A 23,809-nucleotide genomic window follows, 5' to 3' on the forward strand; every position below is an offset into this window, starting at 1 on the left:
GCCAACGGCCAAAACCGCCGCCTGCGCATCCCTTCTCACAACACGGTATCAACGATATCCAAGATCCCGCGGCCCCAGGAGAACCGCAACACCCCGCGCCCATTCCCTTGAAGGAGTGGGCCGCCAGGGCCAGAATGTCTCTGTGTTCCCGACCCGTCGGCGCCTCGTTGGCGGCCACCGCGTCGGTGGAGCGGGTTATAGGCGCCTCCCCCACGAACACGCAAGCGCTTTTTTGACAGGCTGATGAAAATTCTGCCCAACCGTGAAAAATCAATGGCTTGGCGGGCCGCAGCCGGACGAGCGGGTTACAGAAGGCCGAGAGAGCGCAGTTCAGCAGCCAGATGGGCGGGCAATTGGTCGCCCTGCCCGCCCACGTCGGACAGGTCCTTGGGCGCGGCTTGCGGGTCGAGATAGCGCCACCCCTGGAACGGCCGGTGGGGCGTCGGCACGGTGGCGACGAGCTGCGGATCCATGCCGAGGATGCAGCAGCTCTCCCCTTCTTCGTCCACGGTGGTGTCGATGGCGATCACCCGCTGGCGGGCGGCGACGGAACCGCGGACCACCCAATAGATCGAACCGCCGGCGAGGATTTCCTCCCCGCGCTTCGGCACGCGGCGCGTGAAGACGGGAATCATCGACCGCCCCTCGACGGCCTGCGCACGGCGCGCCTGTACCGCGGCCAGATGGTCGAGGTCGTCGATGCCGACGGCCAGCTTGATGAGATGCAACGGCATGGACGACTCAAGGAAATATAAGGTTGGCGGGACGGGTTCGCTGCCGCAGATGGGAATCCGCAACAGCGTTTCCAGCCGTGAGGTGCTTGGCGCGAGTCAGGCCGGCACGTTGTTCAGGGACCGGCAGCGCTCTTCGAACAGCGGAGTGACGAAGTCCGGCTTCTTGTAGAGGCCGCGCATCCAGGCGGTCAACGTGCAGAGGTCTTCCAGCCGGACGGTTTCATTCAGGGTGTTCTCGGGGAAGGTCAGCTCAAAGGTCTCGGCAATGTGGTCCAGGACCTGCTCGAGCTGTTCGGCGGTCAGACCGATTCCTCCGTCCAGCGCGGCGTTGCGGGTCAGGACCTTTTCATCCACGCCGTATTCGTCGCGGATCAGCTTCACGATCCAGCGGAACAGATGCATCCAGTTGGTGATCCCGAGGATCGGCTCCGACATACCCCGCCCCTTGTGTACCGCGACCTTGGCGCGAAGAATGGCACGCATTCTTTGCAAATTCATTGCGTGAAAATGCCGCTTCCGTAAGACGGCGGCGGCGTCCATAGAATGCGGCCCATGCGCGCCGCTTATCTCAACCTCGCCCTGTCGATGACCCTGGTCGGGCTGTCCGTTCCGGCGTCCAAGGTGATCGTATCCCATATCCCACCGCTTGTGGCGGCGGAAATGCGTTTCGCGCTGGTCGCGGCGCTGCTGGCGCCCTTTGCCCTCAGGGGTGGAGCGGCGGCGCTGCCGCGCAATGGCCGGGACTGGACGAGCCTTACCCTGCTCTCCCTGTTCGGCATGGTGCTGTTCAACCTGTTCCTTCTCTATGGGCTGCGCGAGACCAGCGCGGTGGCCGCCGGAATCATCACCAGCACCATCCCGGCCATGACGGCTCTCGGGGCGGCGCTGATCCTGCGCGAGCGGATCGGGGCCGGCAGCGCCGCGGCCATCGCCTTGGCGGTCGTGGGCATGGTCGCGCTGAACCTGCGCCCCGGTGGCGGCGGTGGACCCGACGACTCCGTCGTCGGCAACGCGCTGGTGCTGGGCGCGGTGGTGTCGGAGGGGCTGTACGGAGTCTTTGCGCGGCAGCTCGGCGGGCGCATTCCGCCTCTGACGCTGACCTGTCTGGCGAACATCCTGGCCGCGGCGATGATGGCGCCGGGCGCACTGGCGACGCTGGGCGGCTTCGATCCGACCGCGGTGCCCGGCTGGGTCTGGCTGCTGTTCGTGGCGTCCGGCCTGACCGGCGGCTTGCTGGCGGTGGTGCTGTGGATGCGCGGGATCGCCCATGTGCCGGCCAACCGGGCCGGGCTGTTCACCGGGTTGATTCCGGCGGCGGGCGTGCTGGCCGCCGTGCTGTTCCTGGGCGAGTCCTTCACGCTCGCCCACGCGGCGGGGCTGCTGTGCGTTCTGTTCGGAATCGCCATGGGGACGGGGGCGCTGCGCCTGCCGAAGCGCTTCACGCCGGGGTAGGCGCAGCGCCCATCCGAATCACATTGTTTCCTGGACCAGGGCCACGCCCTTGACCTGGGCGTAAACCGGCTGGCCCGGAGACAGTCCCAGGGCGTCCCAACTCTTGCGAGTAACGCGGGCGAGCATGCGCGCTCCCCTGCCCTCCTCGCCCAAAGCCACGACGGCCATCATCTGAACCTCGTCCTGCCGCTCCGCCGCGACGATGCGGGCGGGAAGCGCGTTCAGGATCGTGCTGCCCTCCGGCGGGTTGCGGGCGAGGCTGACGTCGGACGCGGCGATGCGGGCGCGCCGCGCCGTCCCCTGCGGGCCGAGGTCGCCCGGAACGAGCAGCTGACCGCCGTCCAGGCGCAGCAGGGTCAAGCCATAGGCGTCTTCCCGTCCCGCCACCACCGCGGGCAGGGTCACCCCGGCTTCGGGCATGCGGGCGATGGGCAGGGTGGGATCGGCCTGAAGCTCCTGCATCGGACCGGCGGCGACGACACGTCCCTGGCGCAGCAGCACCAGATGGTCGGCCAGCCGCTCGACCTCCGCGATGTCGTGGCTGACATAGAGGACGGGGACGGACAGGACGCCGTGCAGCCGCTCCAGATAGGGAAGGATTTCCTCCTTGCTGAAGCGGTCGAGCGCCGCCAGGGGCTCGTCCATCAGCAGCAGCCGCGGTTGCGAGAGCAGAGCGCGGCCAACGCCGACCCGCTGGCGCTCGCCGCCGGACAGATGCTCGGGCGAGCGGTCGAGCAGATGCCCCAACCCCAGCAGATCGACCACGTCGTCCAGGCGGATGTGCTCCGGCACGCCCCGCCCCACCGTCCGGCGATGGCCGAACAGCAGGTTGGTGCGCACCGACAGATGGGGGAACAGGCTGGCTTCCTGGAAGACGTAGCCGATGGGCCGCTTGTGCGTCGGCCGGAAGGTCCGCCCCTCCTGCCAGACATCGCCGTCCAGGGCGAAGCGCCCGTTCAGCCGCTGCAGCCCGGCCGCGCAACGCAGCACCGAGGTCTTGCCGCAGCCGGACGGACCGAACAGCGCGGTGATGCCGCGGCCCGGCGCCTCGAACGCCACGTCCAGCTCGAACCGGCCGAGCGTCCCATGGAAATGCACCGACAGGCTCATCGCCCGCCCCGCCCGATGCGCTTCTCCAGCATCATCATCGTCAGGATCACCGTGAAGGAGAAGACCAGCATGCCTCCCGCCAGCAGATGGGCCTCGTCCCATTGCAGCGTCTCGACATAGTCGTAGATGGCCACCGAGAGGACCTTGGTCTGGCCGGGAATGTTGCCGCCGATCATCAGGACGACGCCGAACTCGCCCATGGTGTGGGCGAAGCCCAGCACGGCGCCGGTCAGGAAGCCGCGGCGGGCCAGCGGCACCGCCACGGTGAAGAAGGTGTCGAGCGGCGAGGCGCGCAGCGTCGCCGCCGCCTCCAGCGGGCGGTCGCCGAACGCCTCGAAGGCGTTGCGGATCGGCTGCACCACGAAGGGCATGGAGTACAGCACGGACCCGATGACCAGCCCTTCGAAGGTGAAGGCCATGGAGCGGGCGCCCCACAGGGACGCCAGCCATCCGCCGGGGCCGTTCGGCCCCAGCAGCATCAGCAGATAGAAGCCCAGGACCGTCGGCGGCAGGACCAGAGGCAGCGCCACCACCGTGGCGACCGCCTCCTTCCACCAGGCTCCGGACCGCGCCAGCCACCAGGCCAAGGGAGTGCCGACGATCAGCAGGATGACCGTGGTCAGAGCCGCCAGTTCCAGCGTCAGGATGATCGGTTGCCAGCTCATCGGCGGGCTGTCCTTACCAGGGAGGCCGGCACGGTCAGTTCGGCGCCCTCGTGCCGTAGCCGTACTTGGAGATCACCGCCGCGGCCTCCGGCCCCTTCAGGAAGGCGAGGAAGGCCGTGGCGGCCTCGTTGCCGGCGCCCTTCTTCAGCAGGACGGCGTCCTGGAAGATCGGGTCGTGCAGCGCGTCCGGAACCGGCCAGCGGGTGCCGTCCGGCTTGGCGATCACCTGCGACAGGGCCACGAAGGCCAGTTCGGCGGCACCGGTCTCGGCGAACTGGAAGGCCTGGGCGATGCTGTTGCCCTGGACGATCTTCGGCTGGATCGCCTCGTAAACGCCCATCTTCTTCATGGCCTGCACCGCGGCGGCGCCATAGGGCGCGGTCGCCGGGTTGGCGATGGACAGCTTCTCGAAGGCGCCCTTGCGCAGCGTGTCCTCGCCCAGCGGCGCCTCGCTGGCCTTGGTCCACAGCACCAGACGGCCGACGGCGTAGGTGAAGCGGGAATCCGGAACGGCCAAGCCCTCCTCCACCGCCTTCTTCGGGGTCTCGTCGTCGGCGGCGAGGAAGACGACGAAGGGCGCGTCCTGCTTGATCTGGGCGTAGAACTGGCCGGTCGCGCCGAAGCTCAGGACGGCTTTGTGGCCGGTCTTCTGTTCGAAGACGGTGGCGATCTCCTTCGCCGGGGCGGTGAAGTTCGCAGCGACCGCGACGTTGAATTCGTCGGCACGGGCCGTCGCCGAGATGGACAGCAGCGCGACGGCGGCAAGCAGGACACGCGTCATTCGAAAACTCCTTTCGATCCTATCGTCATTCCACCGCAAGAATGATGTGCGATGCGTCGATCAGCGCGCAGGCCGGCGCGCCAACCTTCAGGCCGAGGTCGTCGGCGCTGCGCAGCGTGATGATGGCGGTCAGCGTCTTGCCGCCGCCGATGTCCAGGGTGATCTCGCTGTTGACCGCTCCGTCCTCGCGGCGGGCCACCACGCCTTCCACGCGGTTGCGCATCGAGGTGCGCTTCGCCTCGTCGGCCGGGGCGAGGATCACGAAAGGCGCCTTGATCAGAGCCGTCGCCGCACGCCCTGGGAACAGGCCCAGGTCGCGCACGCTGTCGCGGGTGATGATCGCAACGATCGAGGTCCGGTCCGAGACGGTCAGGGTGACTTCGGCGTTCACCGCCCCATCGGTGATGGCGGTGACGGTTCCGCGAAGGGCGTTGCGGGCACTGGTGCGCATGAAGAATCCCCACATCAAGCTGGCCGCCGACAGGCCGGTGCCGTTCAGTTCCGGTTCCAGCACCTGGAAGGCGCGGACCATCTCGCTCTGCAGACGGTGGAAGGTGGCGACCAGCCGCACGCCGTCCGGCGTCAGGGCCGTTCCGCCGCCGCGCTTTCCGCCGGCCTGCGCCTCGACCAAAGGGCGGCCGAACAGGTTGTTCATGGCGTCGATGGCGTCCCAGGCCGCCTTGTAGGTGATGCCGACCGACCGCGCCGCGCCGGAAATGCTGCCCTCGCGCCCCACCGCCTCCAGAAGCCGGATGCGCTCCACGCCGATCGGCGACGCGTGCGGCCCTGCGAACGACACCTGCGGTTGGACGGACATGAGCGGGCACCTCAAATTCGCTATATACATTGGCTATATAACCATGCTCCGTGCAGGTGAACCAGCGCTTTTTGCCAACGCCATCGATTTTTGAGGGATATCGGTGAGGGGGGTACGCGACGCCGGTTTGAACATCGGATCAGTCCACGACATGCACCGTGCAAACGATGCACGGCATTCGCTCATCATGCCGATTTTCTAAGCGTACTTTGGCGTCTGAACAGGCGTTACTGTTTGCCTGGCGCCGAAATCGGCGAATTACAGAGACGGGATTGTCAGTTTCGACGTCATCACGCCTCACAGGCCGATAACAAGCAATGCCGTCCGCCCCCCATTGTCAGGAAAGGGCCGGGCGCAGCGAATCCAATATGTAGGTGATCTATACAGCGACGGAGGCGGGCGGCGCGCGGACACCCCATCAATCCACCAGTTCCCAGTCGAGTGTGGACACGACACGGACGATCTTGTCGATCTGCCGGTTTTCCATGATTCCGGGCGCCTCGTCGCGGGCGAGAATCTGGAACAGGCCCTGATTGGCGCGGCGGATGCCGCCCAACGTCGCGCCGCTGTCGGTCGCGAACTGGGTTGCCGCCTCGCGCGCCTTGGCGGTCGCCTCCGCGATCATCTCAGTCTTCACGTCGTTCAGCCGCGTGAACAGGTAATTGGGGCCAGAGCCCATGCCCGGCTCCCCGCCCAGAGTGACGCCCTGGTCCAGAAGCTCCGCCAGATTCTGGCTGGCGCGGTCGACCCGCTCCACGTCGGGGCTGCGGATCATCAGGGTGCGGGTGAGGATATAGCGCTGATCCGCCGGACCCTGACGGTAGGCTTGGGCGAGCAGGTCCACGAGATCGAGCGAGCGTGAGACGACCGCCTCGGCGCCCAACCCATACCGCTCCAGAAAGGCAAGGACGGCCTTCTCGTCTGCCGCCGTCTTCGCCTGCACGGCTGACAGATCGTCGCCGGTGGCGACGAAGCGCACCGGCCAAAGGGCCAAGTTCGCCTTGACCTCGCGCTCGGCGGAGCCCTTCACGGTGACGAAGCGGTCAGCCAGCCGGACCTGCGCCACCTCCCGCCCCGCCGACCAGCCCGCCACCGCGATCCCGATGGCGAGAAACGCCGCCGCAGCCAACGCCGTCCGGTTTCCGATCATGCCACTCCCCCTCGTCGCTCACTGCGGAGCATGACGAAGGATTGTGGCGAAGCTCAGGCCGGAACGGCGCCCCGCGACGGTGTCAGATCACCAGCATCACACCGTCGTCAGCCAGACGCACAGCAGCGCGTAGGCGACGGGGAAGACCACCAGGGACCAGCGGTCCAGGAGCAGGGACTTCGCCGCGTTCCGCTCGTAGATCATCAGCGACACCGCGCTCTGCATCAGGCTGAGGAAGATCATGCCCATGGAGGCGAGGTTGACCCGGTCCGACAGGGTGAAGCCACTGCTGCGCGGAAGATCGCTGGCGATGACGAAGTAGCAGGCGACCACGGCGAACAGCGCGCCGATGCCCAGGCCGAAACGGGGATCAAGGTCGACCGGCTTCACCAGGAAGGCCAGAAAGGCCACCACCGAGGAGATGAAGATGGTCGAGAAGGTCTTGATGTAATAGACCGAATCCGGCCGCTCAAGAGTGATCGTGTGGGTGTAGCGGGAATAGACGGACTCGTGGTTCTTCGGCAGGGTGATGTCGCCGTAATTGGTGCGGTAGCGGTGCGCCGAAATGGCGGCGCCGTTGCTGGTCAGAGTGTAACCCGAGACGTCAACATCGGGATCGATGGTGCTGTTGTCGGTGTCCGGCACATAGACGAAGTTCTCGGCCGTCAGGTCGCTGTCTTCGATCACCAGACGAATGGTCTGGGTGTCCAGCGGGAAGCGGCTCACGTCCCAGGGCTGATTCAGCACGGCCTGGACGCGCGCCTGCCCATAGTTCGTGTCCTTCAGCTTGCGGATCGGGGTGGGCGTCCGGGATTCGATCCGCCCGTTCATCAGCTCGAACGTCTCCAGCGGGTTCAGGGAGTCGTCGTCCCAGCGGAACCAGACATAGAAGTCCACATTGACCTGGTTGTCGCGAAGGTTCACCCCGGTGATCTGGTTGACGTAGGTGCCGACCACCACCTTGGCCGGCTCCGCTCGCGTCGCTCCGGGCAGACCGGCCAGCAGAACGGCGAGGAACGCCAGTGCATACCGAATCATGATGCCCTCTCCTTTCCTGCCGGATGTCAGTGCGCGTGGCTCTTCTTGACCAGCACGTCCATGGTCGCCAGCAGCACGCCGGAGACGATGAAGGTGACGTGGATGGCGACCAGCCACATCAGGTCACGGTCGGACACCTCCGACACGTTCATGAAGGTTTTCAGGATCTGAATGGAGGAGATCGCCACGATGCTGGCGATCAGCTTCACCTTCAGCGCGCTGAAATCCAGCTTGCCCATCCACTCCGGACGGTCGGCGTGGCCGGCGACGTCGATCTTCGAGACGAAATTCTCATAGCCGCTGAAGATCACCATCAGCACGAGGTTGCCGACCATCGTCAGGTCGACCAACCCCAGCACGATCAGGATGATGTCGTTTTCCGTGCCATGGACCAGGAGAGGAAGCGCGTGCACCAACTCCAGCGCGAAGCGCCAGCCGATCATCAGCAGCGCGCCCACCAAGCCGACATAGAGCGGCGCCAGGAGCCAGCGGCTCTGGAACATCACCTGCTCCAGGAAATGCTCGGCCCGGCGCCCTGGTCCGCGGCGCTCCGCGCCGTTGCGGGACAGGACGGTGGGGTCGCCGGCCAGGGCCGACGGGTTCGACTGGGTCATGACTTGCTCGCCAATGTGATGTCGCCACGGATTTGGCCGATTTTCCGGCCGTCGATCTGGTGCTGGTAGGTCATCTGCAACTGGTCGAAGGCCAGCGAGATGGTCTCGGTGCCGTTGCTGCTGTCGTCGTTGTCGACCGACAGCACATACTCCGTGATCTGCGTGTTCTTTAGGATGATGGTCAGGTACGGTTCGGCGAAGATGTCGCTTTCGCCGAAATGCTCACCGCCTTGCAGTTGGGCGAAAGTGCGGAAGAAATGGATCGTCGCGGTGACGTCCTTCTTCTGCGGGTCGAAGGCCGCCTGCATCAGCTTGGGCGAGGCGAGGTCGAAGTGACGCTCCAGCTTCAGGCTGTCGACGCCGAGCTTGTCCTGCTTCTTCGCCTTTCGGCCGCTGAAGGAGGAGTTGTCCTCGACCGGGTCGTCGTAGTTGAAGCCGCCGACCTCACGCTTGCCCGAGGACAGGTCGAAGCTCACGCAGTCGGCCAGGTTCTTGTAGTTGCGGATCAGCGACTCGCCCTTGATGCCGGGGTAGTCGAGCAGGATGCGGGGCATGGCTCAGCGCTCCTCAAGCCGCAGAAGGCCGAAGATCCGCCCGACCTCGCCGCGGTCGCCCAGCAGCTCGGCGTACAGCTCCGGCAGGGACAGGTTCCCCCAGGTCGCGGCGCGGCGGACGAGGTAGGAGGTCGGGCTGTGCGGTTCCTCCCGCGCCAGGAAATCGGCGATCTGGTGCAGCATCGCGTAGGCCTCCTGCCGGGTCCGCGGCCCGCCGGGGCGGGCGAAGGCGGCGGGAATGATCTCGGCGGACGCGTCCATGGTGGCCTCCTCCCCGCCCTCGGCCTCCTCCGTCACGGCGGAGGCGCCGTCCGGATCGATGCCGCGCTTGGCGAGCGCTTCGCGGTGGAATTGGATCAGGCTCTCCAACGTCTTCAGAAGCTGGCTGAAGCCGGGGGCGGCGCGGCCGGCCACGGCGTCCAGTTCCGCCGCCAGGGTGCGCACCGCCGTCACCGTGTCGCGCAGGTGGCCGTGCTGAGTCTGGTAGAAGCCGGGCGGCGTGCGGTCCTGGGCGGCGAGGATCTGCTCGACCGTCACCTCCCCGTCCTCGACCGCCTCGTGGAAGGCGCGCTGGTCGCGGGTGGCGAGCTTGCGCAGGCGCTGCGCGTTCTGCCAATCCTGGAAGCGGTGCGTCTCGTCGGCATTCGCCCCCGGCTGGGTGACGGTGGTCGCCATCAGATCGCGCGACAGTTGGCTGTCCAGCCAGACCAAGGGGGCCAGCCGCGGCTCCGGATCGCCGTCGTCCAGACGCGGGTAAAGGCCGTCCCAGAAATCCTCCACCAGCCCATGGACCAGCAGAAGCCCCGGCGCCAGCCCCGCCGGACCATGCAGGCGGCCCAGCGCCTGGACGAGCCACGCCGCGACCTGAAGATCCTTGGTGCGGGTCGTCAGCAGGTCCGACGCCTGCTTAACGACGCCCTTCCAGTCCGCCTTCTTGACGGTGGTCTGCCAGATGCCCTGGTCGAGATCGTCGTCCATCCGGCGCGCCTCGGTCAGCGCGTCGAATTCCGGGCCATGGCGCAGGTCGTCGCCCGCCGGATCGTCGCCGGGGATGGGCTGGAGCAACGCGCCGATGTCGATCAGCGGGTGGGATGCGGTCATTGGCAACTCATGGGGGACTGCTCACGGGAAGCGTTGGGCCGCGGGGCGGAGCATGGGGGGCTGGGACGGGGGAGTGCCCAGATCGAAGAAGGCGCGGTCCGCCGGGGCCACCGCGCCCGACGGCGCCGGCCAGCCGGCCAGCCCCGGCATCCGCCGCATGGTGCCGACCGGCGCGAGCGGCGGCGCCTGCGCGGGCAGTGCGGGCATAGCCACCTTCTCCTCGCGCGGCGGCTTGCCGTCGGCCAGGACGGTGCGCTTGACCGCCAGCGTCATGAAGACCCGGACGTTGGGCTTCACCGCGGGTTGCGGCGCTGCCTGCGCGGCCGGAGCGATCGGCATCGGGGCGGCGGCAGCCTCCTTGACCGGGCCGCTGGCGGTGGCCTCGAACAGCAGCAGCGGTTCGGTGTCCGGGCCGGGGCGGCGGTCGCGCTGCGGCGCGGCCTGCCGGCTGGCCAGGGCGAACAGCGCCCAGGGACCGTCATAGTCGAAGCGCAGCGAGGGTCCGTCCACCGCCGCCCCCGCGCCGACACCCGAGACCGGCAGCACCGTGCCGTCCTTGGCCCAGCGCAGCGTCACGCTCAGCTTGTCGCCGGGATACCAGCGCAGCGGGGTGCGCGGCAGCACGCTGGACAGGGCGCCGTTCGGCGTGGCGAGCTTCCATTCGATGATGTCGCTGCCTCCGGCCTCGCGGCCGCGGTTGACGCGGAAGGCGGGGTCGAGCGCCAAGCCGCCGCTCTGGTCCGGGGTCACCGCGGCGATCAGCAGCGGACGCGCCCGCTCCATGGTCTCCACGAAGCGCAGAGCCTCCCGCCCGGCGGTGCCGAACCGCTCGCCGCGGCGCAAGCCCTCCAGCACGAAAGCCGACCGGGCGTCGAACCGCTCGTAGAAGGCGCGCACCGCCGCCGGGTCGGCCTCCTCGCCCGACACCGTCCCACCAGAGATTCCCGAAGCGGCGAAGGGGAAGCGGCCGGCCAGCATCTCGTTGAACGAGGCGGCCATGTCGACGTAGGCGTCGTAGACGCGGGCGTCGGCGGCCAGCACGCAGCGCGTGGCGATCCACTGCTTCAGCTCGGCCAGACGGCTGCGGAAGAAGTCGTCCGGCACCCCGTCGATGGCGCCCAGATTCTGGCAACCGGCGGCGTCCACAGCGGCGCTTTCCACCGTCACGAACTTTTCGAGCTGCGCCAGGGAGCTGTTCGGGCGCCCGCCGTCGTACTTGTCCAGCTCGGTGATGATGCGCGCCCACTTGGAGGCGGCGCCCGATCCGGTTCCGGCGCCCATCACCGGGCGCTCCAGGATCTCCACCACCGGGGCGGCGATGTCGCGGGCGAGCACCGTCACCTCCTGCCGGGCGTTGCCGAGATAGAGCGCCAGTCCGGCCGGTGTGGTCTGCCCGAACAGCAGGTGCGGCACCAGCGGCCCGTCCACCCAGACGTCCAGCGCGTGGGCGTCGGGCCGGTAGAGCTGGTCGCCCTCCAGCAGCCGGTCGGCCTGGGCCAGCACGGCGTTGGCCTGCCGGGCCACGGTGTCGCGGATGGTGTCGGCGGAGGTGATCAGCCCGATCTGGCGGAAGGACTGCATGGTCTCGGCCAGCACCGGGAAGGCGGTGCGCAACGCGTGGGCCGAGGCGCGGAGCTGCGCCAGCCCGCCCGCCCGGTCCACCCCGCCGCCCGCCGGGCTGCCGGCGAGCGCGCGGGCGAGGATGCGCTCCACCCCCTGGCGGAGCTGGTGCTGCGCCGCCGCCCGCATGGAGGTGCGGAGCATGGCCGGTGCCTGCGGCAGGTCCTTGGCGTCGAACAGCAGATAGTCCTCGACCAGCGGCGGGATGCTGTCCAGAGCGGCGCGGTCCCAGCCGGCGCCCATGGCGGGCATCGCCAGCGCGCCGCTGTCATCCGTCTTCATAAAGCGGCGGGCCATCCACACCGACAGGGTGCGGCGAAGCTGCTCCGCCGCCGGAGCCAAGCGGGCGCCCCCATTCGGCGCCTGCTCCAGAAGGCGGCCGATCACCGAATCCAGGCTGCGGGCACCGACTCCCGCCTCGTCGTAGCGGCGCTGCGCCAGATCCAGGATGTCGGCGCGCAGGTTGGGGCCGAGCAGGTCGGACTTCTCCAGCCGGCCGAGCAGCGCCTCGAACTCCGGCGGCAGGACGGGGCCGTTGGCGCCGATCCAGGCGCCGCGCTCCGCGCCCAGGCCGCGGGCGGCGTCCTCCAGGCTCGACAGCACCTCGGCGTAGGCCGCCGCCGCGTCGGCGCCGGACCGCGCCCCGCCGGCCAGCAGCTCCAGTTCGCTGGCGGCGACCGACAGCCGCGCGGCGGCGAGGCCGCCCATGGCGAGGTCGCGCAGATAGGCGTCGGCATACTGCCGGAAACGGCGGCTGACCTCCGCCCGGTGGGCGGTCAGGTCGATGGGGCGCTGCGCGCCCGGTCCCGGCGCGGGAATGGCGGTGCCGCCCGGCGGCTGGTCGATCTCCCAGCCGTGCAGCCGCGCGGAGAAGCCGCGCGCCACGCCGGAGCCCAGCGCGAAGTCCAGCACCTCGTCCAGCGGCAGGGTCGGGTCGCGGGCGTCCACGTTGTTGTAGGCGCGGGCCAGCCCCTCGGCGATGCCGACCTCGCCCGCGAAGGCGCGCAGCCGCTCGAAGGCGCCCGCCCCCGCCGGCCCGACCCCGCCGTCGCGGGTCAGGCGGCGCAGCCGATCCTCGGCGACGTCGCGCACGGTCGACAGGGCGAGGCGGCGGTAGCCGACGGCCAGCGCCCCCGACACCGAATCCGGGACGCCGCTGATCCACGACGCCGGCAGCGGGTTGAAGGTCCAGTCGGTGGGCAGCATCGTCACGCCCTGCACGAAGCGGGCGGCGGGATCGCCATAGGCCGCGGTCATCGGCGCCCCGGCCTCGACCGCCGGACGTTGGTCGGCGAGCTGCTGGAGCCCGCCTGGAATGTCGGCCAGGACCGGCAACAGCCGGTCCGACAGGGTGGAGGCGCGCTGCACCCCCATCCACAGCAGCAGGACGGCGGCAACGGCGGCGGCCCCCGTTCCCACCGGCCAGGAGTAGCGGCGCCACGCGCGGGACGCGGCCAGCGCGCGGGTCGGCTTGGGCAGGCCGGCCTCGGGGAAGATCTTGCGGTTCAGCAGGTCGCGCCCGAACAGCGCCGCCGCGTCCGGATCGGGGCGGCCCGTGAAGTAGAGGCCGCGGACGTAGAGAGTCTCCTGGTAAGCGGTGCGCTTGAAGGCGGTGCCGAGCAGGGCGCGCAACGCCGCCTCCGTCCCGGTCAGCCGCTCCGTCAGGGCGAACAGCGGGGCGCCGTCCGGCGTGGCCGTCGCGCCGAACACCTCCAGTTCCACCGCCAGCAGCCCGTCGGCCAGCGACTGCAGCGCCTCGCTCACGAAATCGGGGGAGAAGGCGGTTTCCAGCGCGTAGGGGCTCGACCAGCCGAGCATCCCACCGGTCAGGGAAGGGGGCAGCGCCTCGGCCAGCGCGGCGAAGCCGGGGGCCTCCTCGCAGCCCGTCACCACCACATAGACCGGCAGGGCGAAGCCGAGCGTGCGCTGGATCTCCCACAGCCGGGCGTACAGCTCCGTCCCGCGCGCGGTGGCGCGGCGCACGTCGTCCAGCTCAGCCAATGGGATGGTCAGGATCAGCCCGTCGGCGGGCAGCATCGGGCGGCGGCGGCCCAGCAGGTCCAGCACGCCCGCCCAGGCGGCGCGGGGATCGTCGACGTCGATGACCACCGCCCGGTCGTAGAAGCGCCAGGAGAAGCCGGCGTGCCGCTCGGCGGCCACCGGGGGACGCACCTCCTCCGCGCAGGACAGCAGGCCGGCGTCGTCCGACGCGGCGACGCCGGTGCGCAGGTACCAGGGCACCAGATAGACGTTGCGCGACAGCGTCTCGCGATAGGCCGCCAGACCGTCGCGGAACAGCCGGCGGATGTCGCGGATGGTGACGTCCGGCGCGGTCGCCGCGAGCGCCGGGACCGTTCCGCCCTCCTCCGCCGTCGCATCGGGCGGCGGCAGGGCCGCCGGTTCCGCCGGGGCGGGCGGCGCCGCGCTACGGGCGCGCAGCAGGATCGCCGCCATCACAGCGACGATCAGCAGCACGAGGACGAGAAGCCCCGCGAAGACCCAGATCTGGTTGCCGGCGATGCCGGACAGGACCGCTGCCAGGAGTTCCATGACCGTCCTCTCCCGTCAGCGGGTCACGCGAACCGATGCCTGAAGCACCGCGTCCGCCGCGTTGGAAAGCTGCGCGGTGGACATCCACCAGAGCGCCTGACCCAGGACCAGCCACAGCCCGGCGATGGCCCCCAGCACCAGCGGCCAGCGCGGCCCGCGCGCCAGCGTGCGCGCCTTGCCGTCGGTCAGCGTGTGGGCGTAGGCGGCGGGGATCAGCGTCCGCCCGCCGGGCAGCATCCCGGCGCCCAGCTCGGACTCGCGGCCGGCGATGAACTCGAACAACCGAGCGCTGTAGTCGCGCAGGGTGGATTCGCCGCCCGGCACCCGGCAGCGCCCCTTGAAGCCCATGCCGAGCACGCAGAGATAGACCGCCGCCAGCTGGACCAGCCGCCGGTCGTTGCTGGCGAGCAGCGCCTCCATCCGGTCGAACACCCGCTCGCCGGCCAGCCGGGTGCGGAACACCGCCTGCTCCAGCAGCACGCTGCGCCACAGCTCCCGCCCGTTCCACTCCACGTCATGGATGAACAGGTCGTCGGCCAGCGCCGCCATGGCGTATTGCGCCTCGCGGTGCTGGCTGATCATCAGGTCGGTGCCGGTGCGCCCGACCTGGACCGCCTGCGCCTCCAGAAACTCCTGAAGGCGGCGGATGATGATCTCGGCGTCGGGCTCCAGCGCCAGGGCCGGCAACGCCGCGGCGGCACCGCGGGGCGCCGGGATCGCCAGGGCGTCCTCGGTCAGGAAGGCCGGCAGGCTGTCCGCCGTCTCCCCAGCGGCGCCCTCGGGCTTCGCGGCGGCTGTAGGGCGCCCGGCGCCGACGGCGGCGCGGTGCTTCTGGAGTTCCCGCGCGAAGGCGAGGAAGTGATCGACCAGATCCCGGCGGTGCAGCATGGCGGTCATTCCCCGGCTCAGGCGCTGACGAAGAGGGTGATCTCGACCGGGCGGAAGCGGCTGCCCAGCGAGTCCGGGTTCCAGATCTCCAGCCGCTCGCCGGGGACGATGTAGCGGGGATCGACCTTGATCTCGAACGGCACCACGCCGCGCGGGGCGGCCACCCCGCCCTCGCCGCTGTCATCCAGCGCGACGCGTTCGGCCCCCTTCACGCGCAGGCCGGACAGCGTCTCCAGCCGGGAGCGGGAGGCGACGATGCAGTTCTCCATCCAGGCGGCGACCTCGCTGACCGGAGCCGCGGCCGGGCCGCGCACGCCGACGACCAGCCGGCCCTTCAGCCAGGCCTCGTCCATGGCCAGACCGAACATGCCGTCCTCGAAGGTGAAGGGGATGCGGGCGACGCCCTCCTTCACGCGGTCGATCATGCGCAGGATGAAGTCGCGCACCTCGCCGAAGCTCGCCATCGGGTCGTCGTGGTCATAACGCGACAGCTTGGCCGGTACGGCGCCGCTGGCGAAGGCCGACAGGTGCCCGGCCAGCGTGCACAGCGACATGTAGACATCGAACGGGTGGCAGACGCCGACGCCGAGCTGCGCCTCCAGCGGCGGCAGGCCGGTGACGAGGCTGCGGATCTCCGCCCGCGCCGCCTCGGCCAGTTCGGTCGCCGGGTTGCCGTTGCCAACGCCGGAGCGCTCGGCCAGGAACAGCGCCTTCTCGCGCACGCGCCGCACCACCTCCGCCCCCAGCCGGCCGAGCGGCGCGTTGGCGGCGACGGTCAGCGCCGGCGGCACGAAGTCGGTCAGCACGAAGGCGTCGTTGCGGAAGGTCGCCTGCGCGATCGGCATCGAGACGAACTTCTGCGGCGGCTTCTGGGTCGGGCCGGTGGTGGCGAACAGGGCCAGCCGCGGGCGCAGCCGGGCAATGGACAGCTCCTCCCCGCCATGCTGGTCGGCGACCGGCGCACCCTCGACCGAGACGTAGCGCGGCGTCTCCCCCGGTCCCGGCGCGCGGTCGCCACGGGCGGCGGGAACGATCAGGTGGATGGTGATCTGCGTCTGCCCCACCGGGTCCGCGTAGGCGGAGATGTCCACCTCCAGCGGCTCGTCGGTCCCGGCGCGGTAGTCCACGACGAGGCCGTCGGGCAGGATCGCCTCCAGCTCCCGCACCTGAACCAGCCCGGAGACGAGCTGCACCCGGTCGACCTGGAGATGGACGACGCCCCAATGGAAGGGCCGCGCATGCCGGACGTGATAGGTCAGCTGCCGCTCGTGCCGCAGCGCCTGCTGCTGGAAATGCTGCGGGGCCAGCAGCATCCCGTCGTGCCAGTCGATGGCGTCGGGAATGTCGCGCGCCTCGGTCATGCGATCCTCATGGAGAAGGAAAGAACATCACGGAACCAGTTCGACATCCTTGTCCCCGGCGGTGAGGGTCAGCGTTCGTGTGTCGGGCACGCGCAGGCGGTGCGGTCCCGGCGTGGAATAGTTGGCGAAGACGAGGATCGCCCAGGCCGGCTCGCCCGGCGGCAGGTCCGCCTTCAGCGTCTGGCCGGGGACCAGCTCCCAGCTCGCGACGCCGAGCGTGGTCGGGTGATCGCGCATGGACTGCTCGCGCTGGCCGAACCACTCCGCGGCGGTCAGCGCCCCCAACTTGTCCACCAGCGCCTTGTCGCGGACGGACACGAGGTCGATGGCGACCGGCGTGGTGTCGTTGGCGGCCGGGGCGACCGTGAAGGACACGCTGTCCAGCGCGGCGCGCGGCTTCTCCGCGCAGCCGGCGGTCAGCAACATCAGCGCCAGAGCACCGGCCAATCCCAATCCTTTTCCGTTCACCGGAGTCATGACGTTCAGCGCTCTCCCGCTTCGGCAAGGGTGACGACGGTCCCGGATACACCGTTCGCCCGCGCCAGCGCGTCCAGCGCGCGGGCGGCCTCGTCGGCGGCGGCGTAGCGTCCGGTGCGCACGGCGTAGGGGGCGTTGCCGCCCGGCAACGGCGCGAAATCGACCGTGCCGCGCACGCCGCGCTGGGCGGCGGCGGCGGCGAAGGACTCCGCGTTGGACGGGGTGGCGAAGCGCCCGAGTTCGATGGCGTAATGGCGGACCGGCGCCGGCCCGTTCCCGCCGCCGTCCTCCTTCATCGCGTCCAGCCGGTCGTTCAGCGTGTCCTCGACGATGCCTTCCACGCTGTTGCCGGCGAATTCGGTGACGCGGTAGCCGGTCTTCTCGATGACGTGGGCGGCGGTGCCGGCCATCCAGCCGGGCAGGAAGCGGCGGGCCGCGTCCGCGGCGCCGCGCGTCACCGGCTCGGTCGCCGCGATCGCCCGTCCGCGCGCCTCGTCGCTGAAGATGTCCGCCGTCTCGATCACGCCCTGGCGGGCCTCGAAGCTGTCGGCGATGTTGCTCCGTGCCATCGCGCCCAGTCCGCCGCCAGCGGCGGGCGCCGCGGCGGTCGTGGCAGCGGACGCGGCGGCGGGGGGTGGGGCCGGTGCCATCGGCGTATCGCCGCCGCCGGTCAGGATCAGCGCCGCCATCACCCCGCCCCCCAGCAGCGCCACGACGGTCAGCACGGCGACGCCGGCGGCCAGAGCCGCCACCTGCCATCGTCCGAGCGTGATCGTGGTCATCGCGGGAATCCCTGGGGAAGAAACCGTCGGATGGACCGCCCGTCCCACAGGACGGCGGCCCAGCCTGATAGAAGCATCCCGAAGGCCCAAATCCGCGCGCTGTCTGGTTCGTTCTGGCGTAGTCCCGCGGGGGTTTCGCGGGGATGGCCCGGAAGCCCGCCCCGCCGTGCGGAGAAGCCCGCAAATCCGGCGGGTTACCCCCTTGGTCCGAACTGGATCATTCGCCGCCGCCGGCCTTCGCGGGTTGGGCGGCGGCAAGCGGCTCCTCGACCACCACCCCGCCGATCCCGGCGATGCGCTCGAAGGACGGGCGGCGCGCCTCGGCCTGCCAGCGGTCGGCGAAGGCACCGGCGCGCACGCGGTGCCACTGCCCGCCGGCGGCGTCCATCGTCTCGACGATCTCCACCGGCAGGCCCCGCCCGGCCAGCGCCGCCGCGAAGTCCTGGGCGTTCCCGGCGGAGCGGAACACGCCGAGTTCGATGGAGAAGCGCGCCGTGGGCGCCTTCACGGTCGCGACCGGGCGGACCGGGACCGCGGCCGGAGCGGCCTTCTCCGGCTCCGCCTTCGCCGCCTCCTGCGGCGCGGCGGCGGGCGCGGCGTTCGCTTCGGCGGGCGCAGGGTCGTCCGCGGCGCCCGGCAAGCCCCCGCCCGCCAGGAAATAGCCGCCCGCGAAGGCCACCAGGAGGAGGAGCAGCGCCAGCACGCCGACCAGAAGTTTCTTCATGGCACCGCGCTCACGATTCCGGGCCGCCGCACAGCCGGCGCATCTCCGCCGTCTCGCGCTGGTAGCCGAGCCGCACCCGCCGGTCGAGCACGAGGCAGAGGTAGGTGTCCTGCGCCGTCGGGTCGCTGGCGTGGTAGCGGCGCACCGCCTCCGTCCAGGAACCGTGGCGGTCGTACAGCTCACGCAGGAAGCGGGCGGCGTAGGCGACGTTGACCGCGGGATCGAGCATGTCCTCGCCCCCCGCGAAGGACCCGGCGTGCCAGCGCGTGTGGATCTGCATGCAGCCGACCGCCACGTCGCCGCGCAGGCCGCCCTCGCCGTCCTGCATCAGCCGCAGCGCCTCGCGCCGCGTCGCCGGATAGTGCGGGCGCCCCGAGACGTTCAGCGCCCAGGGCCAGGGCATCCCGGCCCGCCCGGATTCGACGACGCTCATGGCGTGCAGGATGCCCGGCGGAATGCCGTAGAGCGCCTCCCCGTTGCGCAGGTAACGGCTGCATTGGAACAGCGCCGGCCCACCGTCGGACGCCGGGGCCAGTTCCGCCGCCGCCGGACCGGCCAGCAGGGCGCCCATCAGGGCGAGCGCGCCGGCCAGGAGGCCACGCGCCCTCATGCCCGCACCCGCAGGGCGACGCACAGCCGGTCCACCGCCATCGCGGCGCCGCCGCCATGCTCGGCCAGTCCGGCGGAGACCGCGGCAGTGACGCTCGCGGCGGACAGGTCGTCGAGGTTGCCGAGGATGCCGGTCAGCCGTGCCCGCCCGAAAGCGACACCGAAGCGGTTCTCGCCGTCCAGCAGCCCGCCGTTGCACAGCACCAGGGTGGAGGGCACCGGCAGGTCGAGCGCGGTTTCCACCGCCGTCATCGACGGATCGAGGCCGAGCGGCGGGTTGGCGGCCACCGGCAGGTCCACCACATCGCCGAAGCGCCGCAGCAGGAAGGGCTCCGGCACGCCGGCGGCGGCGAAGACCAGCCGGCGCGAGCGCGGCGACACGATGCCCATGGCGAGGCCGATCGACAGGCCCGCCGCGTTGTCCGCCGCCAGCAGCCGGTTGGCGCCGGTCAGGCAGGCCGCCGGCCCGAGCCCGGCCGCCGCCAGCGTCCGCAAGGCGGCGCGCGCCGTCACCGTCATGAAGCCCGCCGCCAAGCCGCCGCCCGACACCTGCCCGATCAGCACCACCAGCGAGCCGTCCGCTGTCAGGAAGAAATCGTAGAAGCTGCCGTCGAACTCCGCCGCCGGGCGCATCAGGCCGGACGCTTCCAGATCGGCCTCCAGATCGGGGGCGGTGGTCAGGTCGGGCGGCAGGATCGCCGCCTGCATGCGCCGGGCGATCTCGAACTGCTTCTGCAGCTCGACAAGCTCGGTGCGGGTGTCCAACGCTGACTGAAGCTGGCGGACCATGCCGTCGAGCGCCGTGTGCTGGTCGCGCACGCGCTCGGCCATCACCTCGAAGGCGACGGCGAGCGCGCCGGGATCGTCGGTGCGCGCGCAGGGCGTCCGGCCTTCCGACGCCGCCTCAATGCGGGCGAGGTCGGCGAGGAGTTCCAGCCGCCCCTGCTCCGGTAGGGTTTCCGACAGGCGCAGCATCTGGCGGCGGATGAAGGACTGCTGGCGCAGCCAGTGGCGGGCGCGCCGCTCCTCGGCGTCGCGCAGCGCGCGGCTGCGGCTGCGGAAGACCTCCACGGTGCGGGCGAGCTGCCCGGCCTCGTCGGTGCGCTCCGCCCCCAGCACGGCGACGCCGGTGTCCCCCGCCGCCAGGGCCGACAGGGCGGACATCGAGGCGTAGACCGGCGTGAAGACGCGCCGGAAGTACCAGTCCAGCCCCAAGGTGCCCGCCACCAGCACCATCAGCACCACCAGGATGGCCGAGCTGTCCAGCAGGCTGTCGGCCATGGCGGCCAGCGTGGTCTCGCGCGCCATGACGAGGTACAGAGTGCCGTCCCCCTCCGTGCCGGCCACCTTGGGCAGGCGCAGCTTGCGCACGCCGTAGCCGCGGGCGCCGATGGTCGCCTGCACCTCCTCGCCGCGCTCCGCGGCGGGGCGCACGTCGGCCCAGGCCAGCGGTCCGGCGTGGCCGTACAAACGGCCGTCGCTGCCCACCAAGAAGGCGGAGCCGCCGAGGACGCCGGCCAGCGCTTCAAGGCTGCCCGTCAGCGGACGGATCGCGACCAGCGCCCGATCGGCGGGCCGCTGCGCGCCGAGGGGGCGGGCGAGCAGAAGCTGCGCGGCGCCGCCGGTCAGAACCAGACCGTCCTGCGTGTCGTTGCGGGCCAGCACCTGCCCGATGCGCCGCTCGTCGAGAAGGCGGATCGGCTGGTCGGCCGGGACGGCGAGCAGGGTCTGGCCAGCGCCGTTGACCACCGTCGCCGCGGTGAAGCCCAGCGCACCGAGCCGCTCCGCCGCCGCCGCCGCGTTGCCGCGCTCCAAAGCGTCGGTGAGGCGGGGATCGCCCACCGCCACCCGCGCGGCCGCGGCGGACTGGTCGAGCAGCCCTTCCCACAGCCGCAGGGTCATCCGCCCCTCATCCTCGGCGTGGCGGGTGGCCCCGCTCTCGATGCGCAGCAGGGCGAAGACCGCGGCGGTGACGAGCACGGCGAGGACCACCGCGGCGGCGGCCACCGTCATGCGCTGGCGAAGACCGGTCATCGCGCGGCCTCCCCTTCGACCGGGACGCGCCGGCGTGGCGTGGCGTGGCGCCACAGGGCCAGCGCCAGCGGCGGCAGCGCGGCGATCCCGGCGAGCAGGGCGAGCGAGGGCAAACTGCCGGAAGCCACCACCGTGTTGCTCCCGCCAACCAGCCACAGCACGCCGAGCGTTCCGGCCAGGGTCAGCGCGGCGCGGACCGCGGTCAGCCCACCCCATTCCCCGGACGCCGCAAAGCCGGCGTGCCCGGCGCCGAGAGCCGCGGCGGCGCTCAGCGCGACGACGGTTCCCGGTTCCACCGGGCCGAGCGCCAGAAGAAGCCCGACCACAGCCGTTCCGCCCAAACTCAGCAGCGCCGCCCCGCTCCGCGGGACCAGCACCGCGACCAGCGCGGCGCTGAGCCAAGCCGGAGCCGCGTGCAGCCAGAAGAGTTCAGCGACCCGTCGGGCATCCATCGCCCCGCCGCCGTCGGCCCGGCTCAGCGCCGCCAAAGCGAGGGCGGTGACCAGCCACAGCGCCCAGCCCTTCGGCCGCAGCGTCCCGTCCGCCCACCAGCGGTCCACCGCCAGCAGAGCACGAAGGGTCACGCGCGGCAGCGTCAGGCCGGCGCGCCGCTCCAACCGGACGGCGGCCAGCAGACCGGCCAGTCCGGACAGCACCGCTCCGGCCATGAGAACGCCCGGCACACCGCCACCGAGGCACAGAACCGACAACCCCGTTCCAGCCACCAGACCGCCCGCGGCGGACACCGCCGGTCCGGCGCGCAGGCTTTCCGCGGCGGGCCGCACCGCCTGGAAGGGAAGCGCCGCCGCCAGCCCGCCCAGCACCGCACCGGCCAGCCATACCGACATCGCGTCGCCCAGCCCGTTCAGCAGCGCCCAGCCGCCCAGCGCCAGCGCCCCCGCAATGGGTGTGCGGCGGCCGAGCGCGAAGGCGAGCGGCACCGCCGCGGCCATGCCCAGAACCACGCCGCCGAGCGCCACGCCCGGCGGCAGGTGCCGCGCCGCGACCGCCGCGGCGACAGCCGTTCCCACACCCGCGCAGAAGGCGGTGGCGTAGGGCAGCGACCCAGCGTCCGGCGGGGCCAGCGCGGTCAGCCGATCGGGCGAGAAGCGGCCCAGACGCTCGATCCGCTCGATCAGCGGCGCCACCTCCGCCGCCGCATCCTTGTTGAAGCTGAGGTCGCGCACCTCGGCCAGATAGCTGCGCAGGCGGGCGAAGCGGTCGTTCACGCCCGTCACCACCCGGTTCATCTCGGCCAGCAGAGTGCCGATCAGGCTCTGCTCCACCGGCGGGGCGATGCGGTCGTAAGCGGAGCGCGCGAGGTTGGCCTCCAGCGACGCCGCCAGCCGCAACGGCGTCGTCACCTGGGCATTCAGCATGGTGCGCAGCGCCAGCCCGCCGAGCGCCAAAGCGATGCTCAGCGCCACCGCGAAGTCGATCAGGATGCGCGGCGCGTTGGCCGGCTGCGCCACGGCGCTGCGGCCCAGCAGGACCTCCCCCGCCGTCGCGGCGCCCTGGCGGATGGGAAAGCGTTGCAGGACCAGCCCCAGCGCGGACCAGTCGGTCTCCGCCGGCACCAGCCGGACCGACAGGTCGGGGCGCGCCGCGTCGGATTTCTGGAACAGCGGGCGCCCGGCGCCGTCCACCACCAGGATCAGCTTGATCTCCGGGAAGACCGCGCCCGCCTCGCCCAGATAGTCGTCCATCCCGGCCATGCGGTCGAGCGGCAGGCCGAGCGCCAGCGCCTTTTCCAGGTCATGCGCGATGCCCGTCCCGACGATCTCGGCGCGGGAGGCGGTTCCCCGGTCGGCCAGCCCGGCCGCGGCGATCAGCGCCGCCGCCAGGGTGGCGAGCCAGGGCACGACGACCACCACGGCCATCAGCGGGATGAACCGCCGCAGCATCCCCCGATTGAGGAACGGCGTCGCCGGGCGGCTCATCGCAACACCTCCCCGTCGATGCGGGCGGCCTCGGTCTCCGCCGCGCGCAGCCCGGCCAGGACGGCGGACAGCGCCGGATCGCCCACCGCCACGGCGGCGGGCGCGTCGGCTTGGAGCTGCCGCGCCTCGGCAGCGTAGAAGGCCGTCCGCTCCAGAACGGACCGGCAGACACCCGACAGCAGCAGCCGCGTGCCCAGAACGGCGAGAACCCCGATGGCGGCGAGGAAAACGGCGGTGACCGTCGCCGTCTCGCGCAACGCGGCCAGAACCTCCACCCGCGCGTCCTGCTGCGGGGCGAGGCCCAGCACGGCGCCGGCGGGCTTGCCCAGGGCGTCGGCCACCGGCACGCCGACCAGCACGCCGTCATGGTCGGCGAGGTCCCAGGGCTCCGCCGGCAGCCCCGCGGCGCCGCCCATCCAGGAGGCCGGCACCGGCGTCCCCGCCGCCTGGGCGGTGGCGAACAGCACCGTCCCGCGCGGGTCCACCACATAGAGCCGCAAGCCCCCGCCGCCGGTGGACGCCACCTCGATCAGCCTTTGCAGATCGTTCTGGTCGGCGAGCGGAAAGCCGATGGCCGCGCGCTCCGCCGCGCTGGCGGCGACACGGCTGGCCAGCGCCGAGGCACGCGCGGCGATTTCCGCCGTGTGCGCTTCCGCCACCGCGTTGTGAAAGGCGAACAGGGTGAACGCCTGCCCGCCCACGGCGCACAGCCACAAAACAAGCGCCAGACGCCCGAAACCGTAGAGCATGGCCAGCCTCCCAAGGGTCCGGCTATAGCGGCTTTCCGTGGGAGCATCCCGTTCAGATT

At 71.1% G+C, this 23,809-nt stretch carries 22 protein-coding genes; 1 reads left to right on the plus strand and 21 read right to left on the minus strand.

The features are described 5' to 3' along the window. Positions 1 to 305: 305 nt before the first annotated feature. Both H0B54_RS24465 and H0B54_RS24470 read right to left on the minus strand, forming a co-directional pair. Positions 306 to 734, minus strand: coding sequence for a DUF1489 family protein (locus H0B54_RS24465; RefSeq protein ID WP_188262484.1), 429 nt, complete (start codon positions 732 to 734; stop codon positions 306 to 308). 96 nt (positions 735 to 830) lie between these two features. Continuing rightward, positions 831 to 1,169: an acyl carrier protein gene (locus H0B54_RS24470; RefSeq protein ID WP_188262485.1), complete on the minus strand. Its 339-nt coding sequence runs from the start codon at positions 1,167 to 1,169 to the stop codon at positions 831 to 833. Positions 1,170 to 1,286: 117 nt separating this feature from the next. On the opposite strand from H0B54_RS24470, the gene H0B54_RS24475 reads away from it, so the two are divergent. Then, complete coding sequence (locus H0B54_RS24475; RefSeq protein WP_188262486.1) at positions 1,287 to 2,186, plus strand: DMT family transporter; 900 nt, start codon at positions 1,287 to 1,289, stop codon at positions 2,184 to 2,186. Positions 2,187 to 2,204: 18 nt separating this feature from the next. On the opposite strand, the gene modC is transcribed toward H0B54_RS24475, so the two are convergent. The 19 genes from modC to H0B54_RS24570 form a co-directional block, all read right to left on the minus strand. Then, positions 2,205 to 3,296, minus strand: a complete 1,092-nt coding sequence (gene modC / locus H0B54_RS24480) for a molybdenum ABC transporter ATP-binding protein (protein ID WP_188262487.1) — start codon at positions 3,294 to 3,296, stop codon at positions 2,205 to 2,207. Continuing rightward, positions 3,293 to 3,961: a molybdate ABC transporter permease subunit gene (modB, locus tag H0B54_RS24485; protein ID WP_014198586.1), complete on the minus strand. Its 669-nt coding sequence runs from the start codon at positions 3,959 to 3,961 to the stop codon at positions 3,293 to 3,295. The genes modC and modB overlap by 4 nt, the downstream gene beginning before the upstream one ends. 34 nt (positions 3,962 to 3,995) lie before the next feature. Continuing rightward, positions 3,996 to 4,742 (minus strand): molybdate ABC transporter substrate-binding protein, encoded by a 747-nt coding sequence (gene modA / locus H0B54_RS24490; protein WP_188262488.1) that lies wholly within the window; start codon positions 4,740 to 4,742, stop codon positions 3,996 to 3,998. A gap of 25 nt (positions 4,743 to 4,767) precedes the next feature. Next, entirely contained in the window at positions 4,768 to 5,559 is a 792-nt protein-coding gene (locus H0B54_RS24495; protein WP_188262489.1) for a TOBE domain-containing protein, read from the minus strand. 418 nt (positions 5,560 to 5,977) lie between these two features. Then, the gene (locus H0B54_RS24500) at positions 5,978 to 6,709 is read right to left on the minus strand and encodes an SIMPL domain-containing protein (RefSeq protein ID WP_188262490.1); all 732 of its coding nucleotides are present in this window, start codon (positions 6,707 to 6,709) and stop codon (positions 5,978 to 5,980) included. Positions 6,710 to 6,805: 96 nt separating this feature from the next. Continuing rightward, a complete protein-coding gene (locus H0B54_RS24505; protein ID WP_188262491.1) occupies positions 6,806 to 7,747 on the minus strand; it encodes a ligand-gated ion channel in 942 nt (313 codons plus the stop codon). Between the two features lie 26 nt (positions 7,748 to 7,773). Then, positions 7,774 to 8,361 (minus strand): TIGR00645 family protein, encoded by a 588-nt coding sequence (locus tag H0B54_RS24510; protein WP_188262492.1) that lies wholly within the window; start codon positions 8,359 to 8,361, stop codon positions 7,774 to 7,776. Beyond that, positions 8,358 to 8,915: an Hcp family type VI secretion system effector gene (locus H0B54_RS24515; protein ID WP_094306698.1), complete on the minus strand. Its 558-nt coding sequence runs from the start codon at positions 8,913 to 8,915 to the stop codon at positions 8,358 to 8,360. Before H0B54_RS24515 ends, H0B54_RS24510 begins: the two co-directional genes overlap by 4 nt. Before the next feature lie 3 nt (positions 8,916 to 8,918). Next, positions 8,919 to 10,016 (minus strand): type VI secretion system protein TssA, encoded by a 1,098-nt coding sequence (gene tssA / locus H0B54_RS24520; RefSeq protein WP_188262493.1) that lies wholly within the window; start codon positions 10,014 to 10,016, stop codon positions 8,919 to 8,921. 21 nt (positions 10,017 to 10,037) lie between these two features. Further along, positions 10,038 to 14,186, minus strand: coding sequence for a type VI secretion system protein (locus H0B54_RS24525; RefSeq protein ID WP_188262494.1), 4,149 nt, complete (start codon positions 14,184 to 14,186; stop codon positions 10,038 to 10,040). A 15-nt stretch (positions 14,187 to 14,201) separates the two neighbouring features. Then, positions 14,202 to 15,074 carry a DotU family type IV/VI secretion system protein gene (locus tag H0B54_RS24530; RefSeq protein WP_246472759.1) on the minus strand — a complete coding sequence of 291 codons (873 nt, stop codon included), beginning with the start codon at positions 15,072 to 15,074 and terminating at the stop codon, positions 14,202 to 14,204. Positions 15,075 to 15,091: 17 nt separating this feature from the next. After that, a complete protein-coding gene (gene tssK / locus H0B54_RS24535; RefSeq protein ID WP_188262496.1) occupies positions 15,092 to 16,435 on the minus strand; it encodes a type VI secretion system baseplate subunit TssK in 1,344 nt (447 codons plus the stop codon). A gap of 27 nt (positions 16,436 to 16,462) precedes the next feature. Beyond that, a complete protein-coding gene (locus H0B54_RS24540; RefSeq protein ID WP_246472761.1) occupies positions 16,463 to 16,882 on the minus strand; it encodes a hypothetical protein in 420 nt (139 codons plus the stop codon). 35 nt (positions 16,883 to 16,917) lie between these two features. Next, positions 16,918 to 17,694 carry an SPOR domain-containing protein gene (locus H0B54_RS24545; RefSeq protein ID WP_188262498.1) on the minus strand — a complete coding sequence of 259 codons (777 nt, stop codon included), beginning with the start codon at positions 17,692 to 17,694 and terminating at the stop codon, positions 16,918 to 16,920. 217 nt (positions 17,695 to 17,911) lie between these two features. Further along, complete coding sequence (locus H0B54_RS24550) at positions 17,912 to 18,418, minus strand: SPOR domain-containing protein (RefSeq protein ID WP_188262499.1); 507 nt, start codon at positions 18,416 to 18,418, stop codon at positions 17,912 to 17,914. A gap of 10 nt (positions 18,419 to 18,428) precedes the next feature. Further along, entirely contained in the window at positions 18,429 to 19,028 is a 600-nt protein-coding gene (locus H0B54_RS24555) for a lytic transglycosylase domain-containing protein (RefSeq protein WP_246472763.1), read from the minus strand. Next, positions 19,025 to 21,061 (minus strand): PP2C family protein-serine/threonine phosphatase, encoded by a 2,037-nt coding sequence (locus tag H0B54_RS24560; RefSeq protein WP_188262500.1) that lies wholly within the window; start codon positions 21,059 to 21,061, stop codon positions 19,025 to 19,027. Before H0B54_RS24560 ends, H0B54_RS24555 begins: the two co-directional genes overlap by 4 nt. Continuing rightward, positions 21,058 to 23,001: a hypothetical protein gene (locus H0B54_RS30000; RefSeq protein ID WP_246472765.1), complete on the minus strand. Its 1,944-nt coding sequence runs from the start codon at positions 22,999 to 23,001 to the stop codon at positions 21,058 to 21,060. Before H0B54_RS30000 ends, H0B54_RS24560 begins: the two co-directional genes overlap by 4 nt. Continuing rightward, the gene (locus H0B54_RS24570) at positions 22,998 to 23,750 is read right to left on the minus strand and encodes a hypothetical protein (protein WP_246472768.1); all 753 of its coding nucleotides are present in this window, start codon (positions 23,748 to 23,750) and stop codon (positions 22,998 to 23,000) included. The genes H0B54_RS30000 and H0B54_RS24570 overlap by 4 nt, the downstream gene beginning before the upstream one ends. Between the last annotated feature and the right edge of the window lie 59 nt (positions 23,751 to 23,809).

The organism is Azospirillum tabaci (assembly GCF_014596085.1).
Classification (GTDB): domain Bacteria; phylum Pseudomonadota; class Alphaproteobacteria; order Azospirillales; family Azospirillaceae; genus Azospirillum; species Azospirillum tabaci.